The following is a 16,382-nucleotide window of genomic DNA, read 5'->3' as shown; positions in this document are numbered from 1 at the left end:
AAGTATGGGACGCGCGCGCCCTTAGCCCGCGATGTGCGCGCTTGCGCCTGCGTTCGCGCGGCTGCGCGAGCGGCGCCGCGTGCGCGGGCGTTCGGTGTCCATCGTCTCGCCGTTGAGCAGGATACGGCGTCCGGGCACGTGCTCCGCCACGAGGCGCGCGATATCCAGCGCCGAACTTTCGGCGGGCACGACCTGGCGGCGCGCGTCGTCGTCGAGCAGCGTGGTCCATTCGACTAGCCGATACGCACGGCCCCACGGATTCTGCAGCGGCGTGGACACGCGGCATGACGCGATGCGGTTAGTCGAGCCGTCGCGCAGCAGAGACTGCAAGTGCATCAACACATCGTCGTTATCAACCATGACCTCGCTCCTCCTCGACTAACTGCGCAAAAAAACGCCGCCGATGCTCCGGCGGCTCAACAGGGGTGAGCGTATGTTTGCAGCGAAGAATTAAACCAGACTTAAGAGCCGGTTCCGGCGCATGGGCGCGGCGCTCTAGCGGTGCGCGCGCCTTCATCAGTGCGGCTTGGTGCTGTTTTGCCGCAAAGTCGCGCGCACTTTGCGCGCGGCGAAGAGCGGGAGATAGTCATGGATGCGTGCGTCGGCGCGGTAGCTGTCGAGTGCGTCGGCGTAGATGCGGGCTACGGTTTCCTCAGGCGTATTGGTCTCTTCGGCGATGCTGTGGACGATTTTCTCGGCGTCGACGTGAAGCATGGAGGTTCTCCAGTCTGCGGATCAGCCGGGTAGGTGGAGTTCGAATTCAAGAACAAACTTGCGTACCACGCCAATTGAATCGGCCTATCGGAATCGCGGAAAAAAATACCGGAGAAAATCGTTCGTGCAGACGAATGATGAGTGAAGGGGCGACCCCGTGGCCGCCCGTGCCGTGGTTTACGCCACGCTTTCCAGCGACGGATAGTCCGTGTAGCCGGTTTCGCCGCGCGCGTAATAGGTCGACGGATTCGGCGCATTGAGCGGTGCGTTCAATGCGAAGCGGCGCGGCAGATCCGGGTTCGCAATGAAGAGCTGGCCCCAGGCGACGGCATCGGCTTCGCCGTCGGCGAGCACGCGTTGCGCCGACTCGAGCGTGAACTTCTCGTTGGCAATGTACGGGCCGCCGAATTCAGCCTTCAATTGCGGCCCGAGACGGTTTTCGCCGAGCGATTCGCGTGCGAACAGGAACGCGATCTTGCGCTTGCCGAGCTCGCGCGCCACGTAGCCGAAGGTGGCGGCGGGGTTGGAGTCGCCCATGGTGTGGGCGTCGCCGCGCGGCGCGATATGCACGCCCACGCGATGGGCGCCCCACACGTCGATGCAGGCGTCGGTGATTTCGAGCAGCAGGCGCGCGCGATTTTCAATCGAGCCGCCGTAAGCGTCGGTGCGCTGATTCGTGCTGTCTTGCAGGAACTGGTCGAGCAGATAGCCATTGGCGCCGTGAATCTCGACGCCGTCGAAGCCCGCGGTTTTCGCGTTGATCGCGCCTTGCCGGAACGCGGCGACGACGCCAGGAATTTCGTCGATGGCGAGCGCGCGCGGCGTGACGTACGCGCGCTGCGGGCGCACGAGGCTCACGTGGCCAAGCGCCGCAATCGCGCTTGGCGCGACGGGCAGTTCACCGTCGAGAAAGAGCGGGTCCGAGATGCGGCCTACGTGCCATAGCTGCAGGAAGATGCGCCCGCCTGCGGCATGCACGGCTTCGGTCACGACCTTCCAGCCTTCGACCTGTTCCTGCGACCAGATGCCCGGTGTTTCTGCGTAGCCCACGCCTTGCGGCGTGACCGACGTGGCCTCGCTGATGATGAGGCCGGCCGTTGCGCGCTCTGCATAGTACTGCGCCATCAGCGCGTTAGGCACGCGCGCCACGCCTGCGCGCTGACGCGTGAGCGGCGCCATGATGACGCGATTGGGCAGCCTGAGGTCGCCGATCTGGAGGGGGTCGAAAAGCGTTGCCATATGTTCACCTTATTGCGGGCTCGGCCCGCTGCGTTGAAGCCTTGAATAAAAAGAAGCCGATGCGTGCGCTCACAACTGCTTGTTCGCGTAGGCGAGAAATGCCTCGATGACTGCTTCGTTGCGCTTGAAAAACACCCACTGGCCCACGCGCTTCGACGTAACGAGCCCGGCTTTTTGCAAGGCAGCCAGATGCGCCGATACGGTGGACTGTGACAGCGCGCAGTACGCGTCGATCTGGCCCGCGCAAACGCCGTGTTCGAGCGGGAGTACCTGGCCGGCGAAGTGCATCTTCGGCTCGCGCAGGCACGCGAGGATCTCGCGCCGCACGGGATTGGCCAGCGCTTTGTAGATGGCGTCGAGGTCGAGCTTTGGGGTCGGTTGAGGTTTTTTCATCGCGATTGCATCGTCACTGTGCGAATCATATATCGCATTTTAACGATATGGGCGATGGCACCGATTTCAATAGGGATACTCTGAACTGTGCATGAGGTGCCCCGGCGCGCGGCGCACTCAATGACGGTGCAGGTCGGGAAGAATTCCGGTATGCCGGTCGGATCAGGTCGTGGACTACGCAACCGATGCATGTGATCGTAGCCAGTGCCTGTTGCAAGGAAGATCAGATAGGGCAGTGCAACGGTGAATCCGGCTCCCGAGGTGGCGTGTGAGGGGGGCGCCGGATTCGAAGGTGTTTTCGCCAGAAGCGGGTTCGTCGATCGACCGTTCTTCAGGCGAGTTCGGGATTGCCATGGCCGGAGTCAGCTATTCGAGCTTGCTGGCACTTACCATTTGATCTGAGCATTCATGGTGCCGGTCTGGACGATTTCGAATTTCGTCTCGCCACGGTAAGTCCCTTCGATGCGGTAGTCTGCATCCGGCACGGAAAACAGGCAGTGCGGACCCGCGGCAACGAAATCCATCAGCACGCGGCCATGGCGTCTTACTTTGACCGAAACCTCGGTCAATGGCGTATTGCCCGACGAAATAAACGAGACGCCAAGGTTGAACGGATGCTGCGGATCTGGCGACGTCACGTGCCCGTCGATATTCATATTTCCGCAGACGTAGTAGAGCATTTGCTGTGGTGTGGCCGGAGTGTTCGTGCGAGCCGCCGCGGTGGTGGTTGTGGGGGGCGGGGCGGTTGGCGCCGCGGGGGCCGATGGAGTCGGCGCAGCCATTGGCGCAGTGGGTTGCGAATATTGTGTTCCAACGGGTCTCGCGATCTGTGCCCCGGCAGACACCGCATACGCACCAGCGATGAGCAGCGCGCTCGCGGGCACAAGCCGACCTCGGTGCTTCAAGGTCCCCATGATTGCCTCCCTCTTTTGATGTGCAACTAGCATAGGAACGGTGGGGGCGAAATGCAACCGTTCACGGTTTGTCAGTAATTTATGCCGGGGTTTGCGAGCCGGAGAAAAAAGTCCCGCGTCCATAGCAGACCAGTTGCGCTAACTAGCTGAAGAAGAGCCTGCAGTTGTAACCGGTTGAAACGTGTTGATGGATTACGCATAAGCGTGATCTAGATTGTTGTCATGTGCCGCACGAGTTCCATAGATTGAAGTGCACACACGTACCATCACGCGTGCGTGAAACACAAAACATCTCTACATCGCTTCGATGTTACTGGCCGGTGTGTCTATCCGGCGTCGCCTGTTCATGCAACGACAAGGACACCATAAGCCGGCTATTCCAGATCCGCCGTTCAACGAGCGCTCTAAAGCGTTCGGGTGCTGACGAACTTTTCGCTGCTGCAAGCCGAAGAGCAGACCGGCCGTTCCTGGAACCAGATTGAAAACTGATTGAGTCCGCAATAAATATCGGTTTTATTGATCGCAGATTCGTACACAGAAAGCGGTACGGGACTTGCGATAGCCGCGTGCCTGGTGGTCAACGACAACGTACAGCAGGGGGCGTAAAGAAAATGGACGAGAACAAGCGTTTGTACACGTCGCCTCGCCGGCGCCCTCTTTGTGCATGTGCGGCGCCTGCAGCGGTCATGCTTTTGTCAGCTTATGCGGTGCTTGAAAGTAAGAACGGTTTCGCGCAGGAAACCGACGCAGCAAAGCCAGTGGTTTTCATGGTCGCGCTTGCGGACAACATCGCGAGCCGCGATCCTGTTGCGCACCCTGTGATGACCGAGGCCTCGGGGAGCACCGTCTATGCCGTCATGGCTTCGACGGACGTTCCCCAAAACACCATGAGCGATACCACGGGCGTTCCGGTGACAGCGCCGCCCGAGCCTGGTCCGGCGGCACCTGTCGCGACAGTGGCCCAGGCGTCGAGGGGCGAGCCGATGGCGGCTCCTGCGTCTGCTCCTGCGGCCACGGTGACCCCTGCGCCCGCGCCGCAAGCACCGGAGAGCAATCCCACGCAGTCGGCACCGGAAATGGCGCCGGCACCTGTCACACCGCAAATGGAACTGCCTACCACCGGTAATGGTCCGCAGCCTGGCGAAGATTTGCGTCATCAGGTCTTCGGCCTTGCAACGAGCGGAGGGGCGAACCGCGCGCTCGACGAAGCCAAAAAGCATCCCGACGTATTTTCGCCGGTCGATCTCGCGGAGATCGAAGAACTCGCCATCCGGCAGGAGGTGCGGGGCGGCCGCTCGAAGGTTCGCGCGATGACGAGCACCGACCGCTTCGATGCGCTCGATGCCGCTATTCGTCATGCGGAAGAGTTCGACAAGCGTCTGCCGAATACACCGGAGTACGCCCAAGTGCGTGCGTCGCTTGCCGGCGACCGTACCGTTGGGTATGCCGCGCGTGGGCGGATGGAAGATGCCGTTGCCGTGTTCGAAACGATCCCGTCGAATTTCGAGGTGTCGCCCGAGGCGCTCGCGTCAGTGGGCGACGCATATTCCTATCTGCAGCAGCCGGCGAAATCGGAAACGGTTTATCGGCGCGCCATCGAAGAGACGCGTGCAAAGCCCACCGACGCGGCCACGCTCGGCTACCAGTATGGCTCGCACACGCGTCCGATCGATCTGCGCGAAGGTCTGTTCTATTCGCTCACTGACCAGAACAAATATGCGCAGGCACATCAGGTACTCGACGATATTCGCGGTGCGCTGCCGCCGGCTGACAAGATGCGTCCGGGGGATCCCGCGACTGACGATTACCTGCGTTACTACCGTTTGCTCGCGCAGTACCAGATTTACATTGGTCAGACGAACGAGGGCATGGCCGGGTTGCAGAAACTCGAAGAGCAGGTGCCGTTCAGTTCGGAAGTGCGCGATGCACAGGCGGATGCGGTGCTAGGCATGGGACATACGCGGCGAGCGCGCGACATGTACGTCGCCACGCTGACCGATCACCCGGACAACATCGAGGCGCTGGCCGGCCTCGGCCGCACATCGCTTGCGCTGGAGGACTACTCGAACGCGCACCGGATCAACACGACGTTCGACGACACGTTCCCTGAGAACGGTTCAGTGCGTGCCTTCCAGCGCGACTATAAAGCGTATCGCGCGCCGGTGCTGACGGTTGATGTCAAAGGCGAACACGGCGCCTCGGCGCTGGCGGACAACCAGTTCAGCATCGACACGACTCTGTATTCGCCGCCGATCTTCGACAACTGGCGCGTATTTGCCCATACGTTCTACGCTCATGCGGTGACGGACCTCGGCAATGTCAGCCGTACGCGTGCCGGCGTTGGCGGCGATTATCGCAACGGCTCGTTGACCGTGAGCGGCGAGGTCACGCGTTCGACGGGCAGCGATGGGCGCACCGGTGGCACCGGCGAAGTTTCCTATGCGTTCAATGATTATTTGTCGGCCAGTGCGGGTGTCAGCAGTGACAGCGACTCGCTGCCGATGAAGGCGTACCTCAATCATATTTGGGGGAAGACCGCGCAGGCGAGTATTAATTTCAACGATGGTGACCGGCGTTCAGCATCGTTGTCTTACTCCGCGGCGCGCTACAGCGACTCGAACTTTAATCAGGACATTGCGTTGAGTGGAACGCAGCGCGTATTTACTACCGCGAATCAACTGGTGAATGTTTCACTGAATCTCGACACCGGGAGCAACACCATCCGGGACGCAGCGTATTACGCGCCTTCGCGCGATTACACCGCCGAAGTGGTCCTCATGCATCAATGGGCGATCTGGCGCAGCGGCGAGAGGTCCCTCGTGCAGCGCTTTTATCTGATCGGGGGCGCGTATAACGAGCGCGGCTATGGCACGAGTGCGGAGATGGGGGCGCGCATCGAGCACAACTGGACATTCAGCCACGATGTCACGCTCAGGTACGGTCTTGGCGTGCTCAGTCACGCGTACGACGGCAAGCGCGAATTCTCGGAACTCGCCTATGCCACGCTCACCGTGCCATTCTGACTTCGGAATCTGGGAGGAGGCCTGCGATGCAATCTCGTCGACGTTTCGTGTGTAGCTGTCTGGGTGCGATGGCGGGCTGTTCGCTGTTTCCATCCCTCGCGTCTGCCAAGCTGATCGACATCCTCCCGCCGGCCGACCCCGCCGATGGCAAGACCTTTCGCGTGATCTGCTTCCACGATGTGCGCGACAACCTGCGTGCCGAGTTCAACGCGAACAACCTGATCGATCCGTTCGCCGTCGATACGGGCACGTTGACATCGATTTTTTCGTGGCTCGATACGAACCACTATAACCCGGTCACCTTCAGTGCGATCGTGGCATCGCGCAACGGCGGCAAGCCGCTGCCGCCGCGTTCGGTGCTGCTGACTTTCGACGACGGCTTCAAGAGCCACCATGACAAGGTGCTGCCGCTGCTCAAGCAGTTCAAATATCCCGGCGTCATGGGGATCGTGACCTCGTGGATCGATACGCCGGGCAACGCTGGCATTCGGCTTTCGGACACCGTCGTCGTGCCGCGCGACACCTTCATGTCATGGGACGACGTGCGCAATGTGGCCGCGTCGGGGCTCGTCGAGCTGGCGTGCCATACGCACGACCTGCATCACGGCGCGCTTGCGAATCCGCAAGGCAACGAGTTGCCGGCGGCCACTTCGCATCTGTACCTGAAAGATCAGCAGCGCTACGAGACGGACGCCGAATTCGAAGCGCGTGTGCGCGGCGACCTGGGCAACTGCATGCGTCAGGTAAAGCAGCAGACAGGCGTATCGATTCGCGCGATGGTGTGGCCTTACGGGGCGCAGAACCTGACCGTGCGCAACGTGTCCTCGCGTCTTGGCATGCCCACGCAATTCACGCTCGAGTCCGGCCCGAATACCCCCGATATTCCGCTCGATCGCCTGCGCCGCATTCTGGCGACCTACGACATCAACGTGGGCGAGTTCGAGCGTTCGGTGCGCGAGCCCGCGCAAAATCGCGGCCAGATCAATCCGGTCGAGCGGGCAGTCGTGGTGTCGCTCGACGATGTCTACGATCCTTCGCCCGACATGCAGGAAAAGAAACTCGGCATCCTGATCGAGCGGATGTATCGAATGAAGCCGAGCTCGGTATACCTGCAGGCCTATTCGGACCCTTCGCGCTCGGGGCTTGCGCGGGCGCTGTATTTCCCGAACCGGCATTTGCCGATGCGCTCCGATCTGTTCTGCCGCGCGGCGTGGCAACTGAACACGCGCGCGAGCGTGGAAGTTTATGCGTGGATGCCGGTGCTCGCATTCGCGGTACCGGATGCCCTCAATGGACGCGTCGAGTTCGTCACGGCGGCTGCGGGCAGCACCTTGCCGCCCGGCGCCTCGGGCGTGCGGCGGCTCAGTCCTTTCGATCCGGCTGCGCGCGCTTATGTGCGCGAGCTTTATGAGGACCTCGGAAAATACGCCGCATTCAACGGCGTGCTGTTCGGCGAGGACGCGACGCTCAGCGATTTCGAGGATGACGGCCGGCACGCGCGTCAAACCTACGCGAGCTGGAGTTTGCCAGCGGGCGTCGAGCAGATTCGCGCCAATCCCGAGGCGATGAAGCATTGGAGCGCGCAGAAAACCCGCTATTTGCTGGACTTCACGAAGGAGCTTCGGCAGATCGTGCTCGACAGCCAGAACAGCGATGAAGTGCTGACCGTGCGCACGATCTTTCCCGATGCCGTGCTCGACCCCGGCAACGAGCCGCGCTATGCGCAAAGCTATCCAGCTTTCGTGCGCGCATACGACTTCGTCGGACTGCTCGCCATGCCATCGCGACAGGGCATCACTTCCGTGGACAGCTGGCTCGACAAGCTCGGCCGGGTGGTGCAAGCCGCGCCGGACGGACCGCGCCGGACGGTCTTTTTGCTCGAGGCAACCGATTCACGCACGGGCGAGAGCGTGCCGGGCACGCGCCTTGTTGATCAAATGCGTCATCTGCGCGAGGTGGGAATGGTCAGCTACGGGTACTACCCCGATAACTTCCAGCACGACTTGCCGAATGCGGTCGCGTTGCGCGATGTCATGTCGACACGCCAGCGCCTCGATCCCGCGTCGATCAATGCTCTGCTCAAGGGCGCCCCTGGCGCAGGAGTGCAGCGATGATGCACCTCGTGATCAACCGGCTGCAGGACTTTATTTTCTTCTACCCGTTCTTCATGTCGTATCTGTGGATGATCGGGGGAACAGTCCATTTCCTCGCGCTGGAGAACGGACGGTCGCGCTCGCCCAGCGCACTGAGAATGTCGGGGATGCCGAAGGTGGCGGTCATTGTGCCGTGCTTCAACGAAGAGATGAATGCGCGCCGCGTGTTTCGTCATCTGGCGACGCTCAACTATCCCAACTACGAAATCATCGCGGTCAACGACGGCAGCCGCGACCGCACCGGCGAGGTCCTGAACCAGCTTGCCACCGAGATTGCGCATCTGACCGTGATTCATCATTCAAAGAACGAGGGCAAGGCGATTGGCCTGACCACGGCCGCGGCGATCACCAACGCGCCCTTCCTCATGTGCATCGACGGCGACTCGCTACTTGGCGAAGATGCGATCGAATGGATGCTCGAGCACTTCATTTCGGATCAGAACGTGGGCGCGGTCACCGGCAATCCGCGTATTCGCACGCGCACGTCGCTGCTCGGACGCATGCAGGTGGGAGAATTTTCGTCGATCGTCGGGCTGATCAAGCGCACGCAGCAGGTCTATGGGCGCATCTTCACGGTTTCGGGCGTGATCACGATGTTTCGCAAGAGCGCGCTCGCCGATGTCGGCTACTGGAGCTCCGACATGCTGACCGAAGATATCGATATCAGCTGGAAGCTGCAGTGCAACGACTGGCGCGTTGCCTACGAGCCGCATGCGCTGAGCTGGATTCTCATGCCCGAGACGATCAAGGGGCTCTACAAGCAGCGCTTGCGATGGGCCAAGGGTGGGATTCAGGTTTTGTTCCGCTACGCGGGAAGACTTCTGTTCGGGCCGCGCGTGATGATGTGGCCGCTCTTCATCGAGTACGCGCTCGGTATCGCATGGGCCTATGCGATGGCGTTCATTTTGCTGCTCTCGCTTCTCAATGCTGTCTATACGTTGCCGCCGGACTGGCACGTATCGCTGCTGCCGCACTGGCACGGCATGCTGCTGGTGGCGACCTGCGTGCTGCAGATCATCGTCGGCTGCGTGATCGACCGGCGCTATGACGAGAAGCTGCTGCTCTACGTGATGGACACCGTCTGGTATCCGCTTGCGTTCTGGCTGATCAACATGGTCACCACTGTCGTGGCGCTGCCGGTCATCGCCTTCGGGCGCCGTGGCAAGCGCGCAGTCTGGACTAGCCCCGATCGAGGAATTCAACATGAACAACACGCCCGTCATTGACCTCTCACTTCACGCTCCGCAGCAAATCATCTCGGACCAGGGCATCGCGCGCGGCGTCGTGCTGCTGCTGTGGTTCCGGCTGCTGCGGCCGGCTTGCGTCGGCTCGATGTGGGCGGGCATCACGATCTACGCATACCGGTATCTGTTGCCGTTCGAGCAGGGCGATCTCTCCTGGCCCGAGCTGGTGTCGTATTTCGCGGCCATCGGGGCCATCGCTTCGGTCTTGACGATGTGGATGATTCTCGCGCGCGTGGCGCACCCGTTTGCTTCGAAGTCGCGTACGCAGCGGCTGCTGCGCCGCAAAGCCGGGCTGACGGTCGAACCGGGGCCGTTTGCAGGTGCGGCTTCTCGCGAATTGAACGCGGTAGCGCGGGTGTTCGTGGCGTCGCACGATGCCAATGGGCTCATTGCAGCGCTGCGCGTGCTGTCCGTGACGGGGCCGGCCGCAGACGGCGCAAACGGGGCAAGCGGTGCGGGCGGCCGCCAATCCAGCAGCGGCGCATATGGTCACGCAAAGCCGCCGGTGTATTCGCCGCCGGTCGTATCCCCCCGCCGGACGCCGCGGCAGTGAGTGAGCGCGGCTCGCGCCACTCGAGTGCATTGCAGGGCGACCAGGACGGCGACATGGATCGCACCATCGCACGTGCCGGGCGCGGCTTCTATCGCTGGCGCCGCTTCGGCTGGCTGGCGGCGCTCGGACTTGCTTTGCTGGTCGCGGCGTACCCGGCGACCGGCGATAGCGACGATGCTGGCGCGCAGATGATCGGCATGCGGCGGGCACCGGCCGGAGCGGTCGTTGCGGTGCCTGCGCCCGGCGTGGGCGACGAGCGGCGCTTCATGCACGGCATCGGCTGGGCCAGCGACGCGGACGACAAGCGCTGGGTTTTCTTCAGCAGTTCCGGGTTGCCGCCGCGCGGCGCGCATCGTGATGGCAGCTGGCCTCACGATGTTTATGTCGGCGAATGGTCGCCAGCGCACGCGCGCATTTCCAACGTTCATCTATTCATTAGCCGACCGGAAGCACAGGAGCCCGTATCGATTGCGCAAAACACGCAGGGCAATATCTTTGTCAGCTTCGAGGACGGCTGGAATACGCCAAACGAAGTCAGCCAGCGCTATGGCGTTTATCGCTCGAACCTTACGCCCATCAAGCCCTATCCGAACGATGTCGAATCGGGGGGGCATTCCGGTCATGTGGCTGCCGTGGGGGAGCGCTTTGTCGTGTTCTATTCGGAAGACTGGATAAATGGCGGCGGCGTCGACAATCTCGGCACTGGCAACGGCGTCTATGTGAAGGTCTACAACGGCTCGGGCAAGCTGCTGCGGCGCGAGAACGTGGCGGCGCATGTCCGCGAATGGTGGCCCATGATCGCGGGTTCGCCCACGCGGGCGCTGCTCGTATGGCAGAAGTACATTCCTGGCAAGCTCGTCGCAGATCTGGAATTTGCCGTGTACGACCCAGTGAGCGGCAAGCTCACAAGGCCCGATGATGGCGTCGACGTTTTCCGCGTGCAGTACTACACGTATGCCGCGGCGTGGGTGCCGGAAGTGAAGCGCTTCATTGTCGAAGCAACGCTGGAGAGCGGACGCTCTTCGATGCTGTTGATCGACGAAGCGGGACACGTCACGGCAAAACTCGAGTGCCTGCCCGCCTCGGTGCGCGAAGCGAGCATTGCGGTGAACGGCGACGTTGCCTATGTGCCTGCGCGCGATGGCCGCTTGATGGCGCTTGCATTGACCGGCGACTCGATCGACTTGCGCGGCGTGATGCGTGCGCCGTTTGCATGGGGCAACACAGGGGCGATCGGTATTCCGTACGGTCCCGGAACGATTCATTTTGTTTCGCTTTCGCCGGTTGGCTTGCGTGAAGCGGACTTTAACGCGCGCAACGAAGTGGCGCCTTCCGCATCGGATCGCTGCCGCCCCGAAGGCGCGCACACACAATCGAATGTGTCGAACGAGTAAAGGAGGCGATCATGTGCGGAATCGTTGCGGGCGTGTCCCAGCGCAACATCGTTCCTTCGTTGCTGGAAGGTTTGAAGCGGCTCGAGTACCGCGGGTATGACTCATGTGGGGTGGCGGTGCTCCAGCGCGGCCAGGCGCGCCGGGTGCGCACCCTTTCGCGCGTGTGCACGCTGGAGGCCGATGCGCGTGCGGTCGACCTCGATGGCGCGACCGGCATCGCGCACACCCGTTGGGCGACGCACGGCATGCCGGTGATCGACAATGCGCATCCCATCTTTTCCGGCGAGCAAATTGCGGTCGTGCATAACGGCATCGTCGAGAATCACGAGCAGCTGCGCCAGGCGCTGCGAGAAAAAGGCTATGAGTTCGCGAGTCAAACCGATACCGAAGTGATCGCGCATCTCGTTCACGAACACTATCGCGGCGACATTCTCGCGGCGGTACGCGATGCGACACAGTTGTTGCAAGGCGCATATGCGATCGCCGTGATGTGCCGCGACGCGCCCGGACGGGTGATCGGCGCACGGCAGGGGTCGCCTCTGGTGGTCGGCATCGGTGCGGAAGGCATATTTCTTGCCTCAGATACATTCGCGCTCGCGGGCTGTGCCGAACGATTCGTATATCTCGAGGAAGGCGATCTCGTCGATATCGAAGGTAGGGACGTCAAGATTATCGACAAGGCAGGGCAGGCGGTTGCGCGCCGCGAGATTACCTTCGTGCGCCATGCGTCGGATGCGGAGCTGGGCGCTTACCGTCACTTCATGCAGAAGGAAATCTTCGAGCAGCCGGTGGCGGTCGCGCGCACGATCGCGACAGTCAACGATCGCGAACCGCATCAGGCGGGCATGCCGAATCCGGAGGATCTGGCCGACGTGACGAACGTGATGCTGCTCGGCTGTGGCACTAGCCATTACGCGGCGCTGACCGCTTGCGGCTGGTTCGAGCGTTTTGCCAACGTTGCCGCGCGAGCGGAGATCTCCAGCGAATACCGCTATCGCGACTACGTATCGCCGGGCAACACGCTGGTGGTCGCGGTTTCGCAATCGGGGGAGACGGCCGATACGCTTGCGGCGCTGCGCTATACGCAGTCGATGGGCGAGCAGCGAACGCTGGCGATCTGCAATGTCGCGGCAAGCGCGATGGTCAGGCAGTGCCGCTGGGCATTTATCACAGAGGCCGGCCCCGAGGTGGGAGTGGCCTCGACCAAGGCTTTTACGACTCAACTCGTCGCGTTGTTCATGCTTGCAATCCAGATGGGCAAACAGCGCGGACATGTGAGCGAGAGCGAAGCCGCGAACTACCTGCGCCAGCTCGCTGCGCTGCCGGACGCGATGCGTAATGTGCTGGCGCGGGAGCCGGAGATCATGGCGTGGGCAGAAGCGTTGTATCAATCCGATCACGCGCTGTTTCTCGGGCGCGGCACGCACTATCCGATTGCACTGGAAGGCGCGCTCAAGCTCAAGGAGATTTCCTATATTCACGCGGAAGGCTATCCCGCCGGAGAGCTCAAGCACGGGCCGCTCGCGCTCGTGACCGACGCGATGCCTGTGATCGTGACCGCGCCCAACGATACGCTGCTGCATAAACTGAAGTCGAATATGGAGGAGGTGCGGTCGCGAGGCGGGCGCCTTTTCGTACTCGCCGATTCGGACACGGGTTTGACGGCGGAGTCGGGCCTGCGCCTGATTCACATGCCGGCGTGGTTCGGGGCGCTTTCGCCGGTGCTTCACGTGGTGGCGCTGCAGTTGCTGGCGTATCACGTGGCGTGCTTGCGCGGGACCGATATCGATAAACCGCGCAATCTTGCCAAGTCGGTGACGGTGGAATAGTGCGGTGCGCATGGCCTTAGTCAGGCTCCCTAGAATAGTTGCGAGCCCACTTTGGCGCGACGCGTCTCCACACGCCCCGTACGAAATCGCCGATCGTCGAATCTTTTGCATCGAGCAGCCCCCGTCCGATGACCTCGTGCCAGCGCGTCTCCGAGCCATGAGCGAGACGCCGAGTGCAGGCAACGGGGGTACTGCTGCAGGTGGTATTCCCGGTGACGCCGATGGCGTCGTGCACCGCATGAGCGACCGAGGCCGCGAGGGTCGCCGCCTCGCTGGCGCGCGCTTTGGCGATGGCGGCGAGGAGGAAGGCACGGAAGACCTTGGGGAAAAAGCGCTGACCGTGGCGATGCGCGCGGCGGCCACGTGTTCGGCCATCGTCGCGATCTGGTGCTGGATCGCCTGGAATTTGCCGATCGACCGGCCGAATTGCGTGCAGTCGTTGCCGTACTGCAGGGCGGGTTCGAAACTCCGCACCAGCCCCCCCACAAGCAGAGCCGTGTGCAATGCGGCGCCCGAGGCGCGCATGCTGCCGGCTGGGGTGCTCCCATGCAACGGCTGGGCCGCGTCAGGTTAGTTGAGGTGAGGCGCACGCACGGTCGCCATGCCCGATCTCAGACGGCTTCGCACCGCGAGTTTGCTGCAAGGGGCGTGGCGGCGTTTGTCGTCGGGTTGAACGAGGGAAAAATAGGCCCTGAAAAAATTTTCGAAAAGGCGCTTGACGGCCCCGCGAATGACCCGCATAATTCGCCTCCTTCGCTGATCGCTGCGAACGAAAACGAAGCGATTAAGACGAATTGCTCTTTAAAAATTTACAGCCGATAAGTGTGGGCGCTTGATGGGTTTCGTGACCTGGTGATTCTTTCGGGGATGACCGGGAGTAGCGAAAGTATCAAGAGTCTCACACAAAAGTAAGTCAGGTTTTTGAATTTATTCAGAACCTGTCAGCTTTGAGTGAGCGACCGGTTCTTGACTGAACCGAAAACAGTAACAGGTATTGAACTGAAGAGTTTGATCCTGGCTCAGATTGAACGCTGGCGGCATGCCTTACACATGCAAGTCGAACGGCAGCACGGGTGCTTGCACCTGGTGGCGAGTGGCGAACGGGTGAGTAATACATCGGAACATGTCCAGTAGTGGGGGATAGCCCGGCGAAAGCCGGATTAATACCGCATACGATCTTAGGATGAAAGCGGGGGATCGCAAGACCTCGCGCTATTGGGGTGGCCGATGGCGGATTAGCTAGTTGGTGGGGTAAAGGCTCACCAAGGCGACGATCCGTAGCTGGTCTGAGAGGACGACCAGCCACACTGGGACTGAGACACGGCCCAGACTCCTACGGGAGGCAGCAGTGGGGAATTTTGGACAATGGGCGCAAGCCTGATCCAGCAATGCCGCGTGTGTGAAGAAGGCCTTCGGGTTGTAAAGCACTTTTGTCCGGAAAGAAAACCTCTGGGTTAATACCCCGGGGGGATGACGGTACCGGAAGAATAAGCACCGGCTAACTACGTGCCAGCAGCCGCGGTAATACGTAGGGTGCAAGCGTTAATCGGAATTACTGGGCGTAAAGCGTGCGCAGGCGGTGATGCAAGACCGATGTGAAATCCCCGGGCTTAACCTGGGAACTGCATTGGTGACTGCATCGCTAGAGTATGGCAGAGGGGGGTAGAATTCCACGTGTAGCAGTGAAATGCGTAGAGATGTGGAGGAATACCGATGGCGAAGGCAGCCCCCTGGGCCAATACTGACGCTCATGCACGAAAGCGTGGGGAGCAAACAGGATTAGATACCCTGGTAGTCCACGCCCTAAACGATGTCAACTGGTTGTCGGGCCTTCATTGGCTTGGTAACGTAGCTAACGCGTGAAGTTGACCGCCTGGGGAGTACGGTCGCAAGATTAAAACTCAAAGGAATTGACGGGGACCCGCACAAGCGGTGGATGATGTGGATTAATTCGATGCAACGCGAAAAACCTTACCTACCCTTGACATGGACGGAATCCTGGTGAGAGCCGGGAGTGCCCGAAAGGGAGCCGTCACACAGGTGCTGCATGGCTGTCGTCAGCTCGTGTCGTGAGATGTTGGGTTAAGTCCCGCAACGAGCGCAACCCTTGTCCCCAGTTGCTACGCAAGAGCACTCCGGGGAGACTGCCGGTGACAAACCGGAGGAAGGTGGGGATGACGTCAAGTCCTCATGGCCCTTATGGGTAGGGCTTCACACGTCATACAATGGTCGGAACAGAGGGTTGCCAAGCCGCGAGGTGGAGCCAATCCCAGAAAACCGATCGTAGTCCGGATCGCAGTCTGCAACTCGACTGCGTGAAGCTGGAATCGCTAGTAATCGCGGATCAGCATGCCGCGGTGAATACGTTCCCGGGTCTTGTACACACCGCCCGTCACACCATGGGAGTGGGTTTTGCCAGAAGTGGCTAGTCTAACCGCAAGGAGGACGGTCACCACGGCAGGATTCATGACTGGGGTGAAGTCGTAACAAGGTAGCCGTATCGGAAGGTGCGGCTGGATCACCTCCTTTCCAGAGCTCATTGCGAAGTTCATTGAAGCGCTCACACTTGTCGGCTGTAGAAAAGACAGACTCAGGGGTCTGTAGCTCAGTCGGTTAGAGCACCGTCTTGATAAGGCGGGGGTCGATGGTTCGAATCCATCCAGACCCACCAATTTGTCTGCGCGGTGGCTGACTGGTAACCCCCTTGAGTATGCATGACTGGGGGATTAGCTCAGCTGGGAGAGCACCTGCTTTGCAAGCAGGGGGTCGTCGGTTCGATCCCGTCATCCTCCACCAATCCCTAATGCACAGCATCCTGCAGGAGCAGTTAAATGCAGGGAGTTTTGCATTGGCGATTGAGCCAGTCAGAGCGGTATGTGAAAACGTATCGGCTGTCGTTCTTTAACAATCAGGAAGAAGTAGTAAA

General features: G+C 61.1%; 10 protein-coding genes, 2 tRNA genes, 1 rRNA gene and 2 pseudogenes. 9 read left to right on the top strand and 6 right to left on the bottom strand.

What is annotated here, in order from left to right:
- Positions 1 to 126: 126 nt before the first annotated feature.
- The 5 genes and pseudogenes from P5W98_RS19395 to P5W98_RS19375 all read right to left on the bottom strand — a co-directional run.
- A pseudogene (locus P5W98_RS19395) lies at positions 127 to 360 on the bottom strand (DUF2866 domain-containing protein); the annotation flags it as partial.
- 156 nt (positions 361 to 516) lie between these two features.
- Entirely contained in the window at positions 517 to 714 is a 198-nt protein-coding gene (locus P5W98_RS19390) for a DUF3562 domain-containing protein (protein ID WP_421026449.1), read from the bottom strand.
- A gap of 177 nt (positions 715 to 891) precedes the next feature.
- Complete coding sequence (locus P5W98_RS19385; RefSeq protein ID WP_421026450.1) at positions 892 to 1,953, bottom strand: alkene reductase; 1,062 nt, start codon at positions 1,951 to 1,953, stop codon at positions 892 to 894.
- Between the two features lie 69 nt (positions 1,954 to 2,022).
- On the bottom strand, positions 2,023 to 2,346 hold the full coding sequence (locus P5W98_RS19380) for an ArsR/SmtB family transcription factor (RefSeq protein WP_421026451.1): 324 nt from the start codon (positions 2,344 to 2,346) through the stop codon (positions 2,023 to 2,025).
- A 386-nt stretch (positions 2,347 to 2,732) separates the two neighbouring features.
- Complete coding sequence (locus P5W98_RS19375) at positions 2,733 to 3,026, bottom strand: hypothetical protein (protein WP_421026452.1); 294 nt, start codon at positions 3,024 to 3,026, stop codon at positions 2,733 to 2,735.
- Between the two features lie 920 nt (positions 3,027 to 3,946).
- On the opposite strand from P5W98_RS19375, the gene P5W98_RS19370 reads away from it, so the two are divergent.
- The 6 genes from P5W98_RS19370 (at position 3,947) to glmS (ending at position 13,456) form a co-directional block, all read left to right on the top strand.
- Entirely contained in the window at positions 3,947 to 6,283 is a 2,337-nt protein-coding gene (locus tag P5W98_RS19370; protein WP_421026453.1) for a poly-beta-1,6 N-acetyl-D-glucosamine export porin PgaA, read from the top strand.
- Positions 6,284 to 6,309: 26 nt separating this feature from the next.
- On the top strand, positions 6,310 to 8,397 hold the full coding sequence (pgaB, locus tag P5W98_RS19365) for a poly-beta-1,6-N-acetyl-D-glucosamine N-deacetylase PgaB (protein ID WP_421026454.1): 2,088 nt from the start codon (positions 6,310 to 6,312) through the stop codon (positions 8,395 to 8,397).
- A complete protein-coding gene (gene pgaC / locus P5W98_RS19360; protein ID WP_421026455.1) occupies positions 8,394 to 9,662 on the top strand; it encodes a poly-beta-1,6-N-acetyl-D-glucosamine synthase in 1,269 nt (422 codons plus the stop codon). Before pgaB ends, pgaC begins: the two co-directional genes overlap by 4 nt.
- Positions 9,640 to 10,233, top strand: a complete 594-nt coding sequence (locus tag P5W98_RS19355; RefSeq protein ID WP_421026456.1) for a Biofilm PGA synthesis auxiliary protein PgaD — start codon at positions 9,640 to 9,642, stop codon at positions 10,231 to 10,233. Before pgaC ends, P5W98_RS19355 begins: the two co-directional genes overlap by 23 nt.
- Before the next feature lie 188 nt (positions 10,234 to 10,421).
- The gene (locus tag P5W98_RS19350; RefSeq protein ID WP_421027060.1) at positions 10,422 to 11,627 is read left to right on the top strand and encodes a hypothetical protein; all 1,206 of its coding nucleotides are present in this window, start codon (positions 10,422 to 10,424) and stop codon (positions 11,625 to 11,627) included.
- A gap of 11 nt (positions 11,628 to 11,638) precedes the next feature.
- Positions 11,639 to 13,456: a glutamine--fructose-6-phosphate transaminase (isomerizing) gene (gene glmS / locus P5W98_RS19345; protein ID WP_421026457.1), complete on the top strand. Its 1,818-nt coding sequence runs from the start codon at positions 11,639 to 11,641 to the stop codon at positions 13,454 to 13,456.
- A gap of 387 nt (positions 13,457 to 13,843) precedes the next feature.
- Here the strand turns inward: glmS and P5W98_RS19340 are convergent.
- Positions 13,844 to 13,981: pseudogene (locus P5W98_RS19340) on the bottom strand (acyl-CoA dehydrogenase); the annotation flags it as partial.
- 471 nt (positions 13,982 to 14,452) lie between these two features.
- On the opposite strand from P5W98_RS19340, the gene P5W98_RS19335 reads away from it, so the two are divergent.
- The 3 genes from P5W98_RS19335 to P5W98_RS19325 all read left to right on the top strand — a co-directional run bounded on the left by P5W98_RS19335 (position 14,453) and on the right by P5W98_RS19325 (position 16,252).
- A 16S ribosomal RNA gene (locus tag P5W98_RS19335) occupies positions 14,453 to 15,985 on the top strand.
- 65 nt (positions 15,986 to 16,050) lie between these two features.
- A tRNA-Ile gene (locus P5W98_RS19330) sits at positions 16,051 to 16,127 on the top strand.
- Positions 16,128 to 16,176: 49 nt separating this feature from the next.
- Positions 16,177 to 16,252 (top strand) — tRNA-Ala (locus P5W98_RS19325).
- Positions 16,253 to 16,382 lie beyond the last annotated feature (130 nt).

This window comes from Paraburkholderia sp. A1BS-2L, assembly GCF_051125205.1.
Lineage (GTDB): Bacteria > Pseudomonadota > Gammaproteobacteria > Burkholderiales > Burkholderiaceae > Paraburkholderia.
Note: the sequence above shows the minus strand (reverse complement) of the source record. Positions and strands in the feature narration are given on the sequence as shown.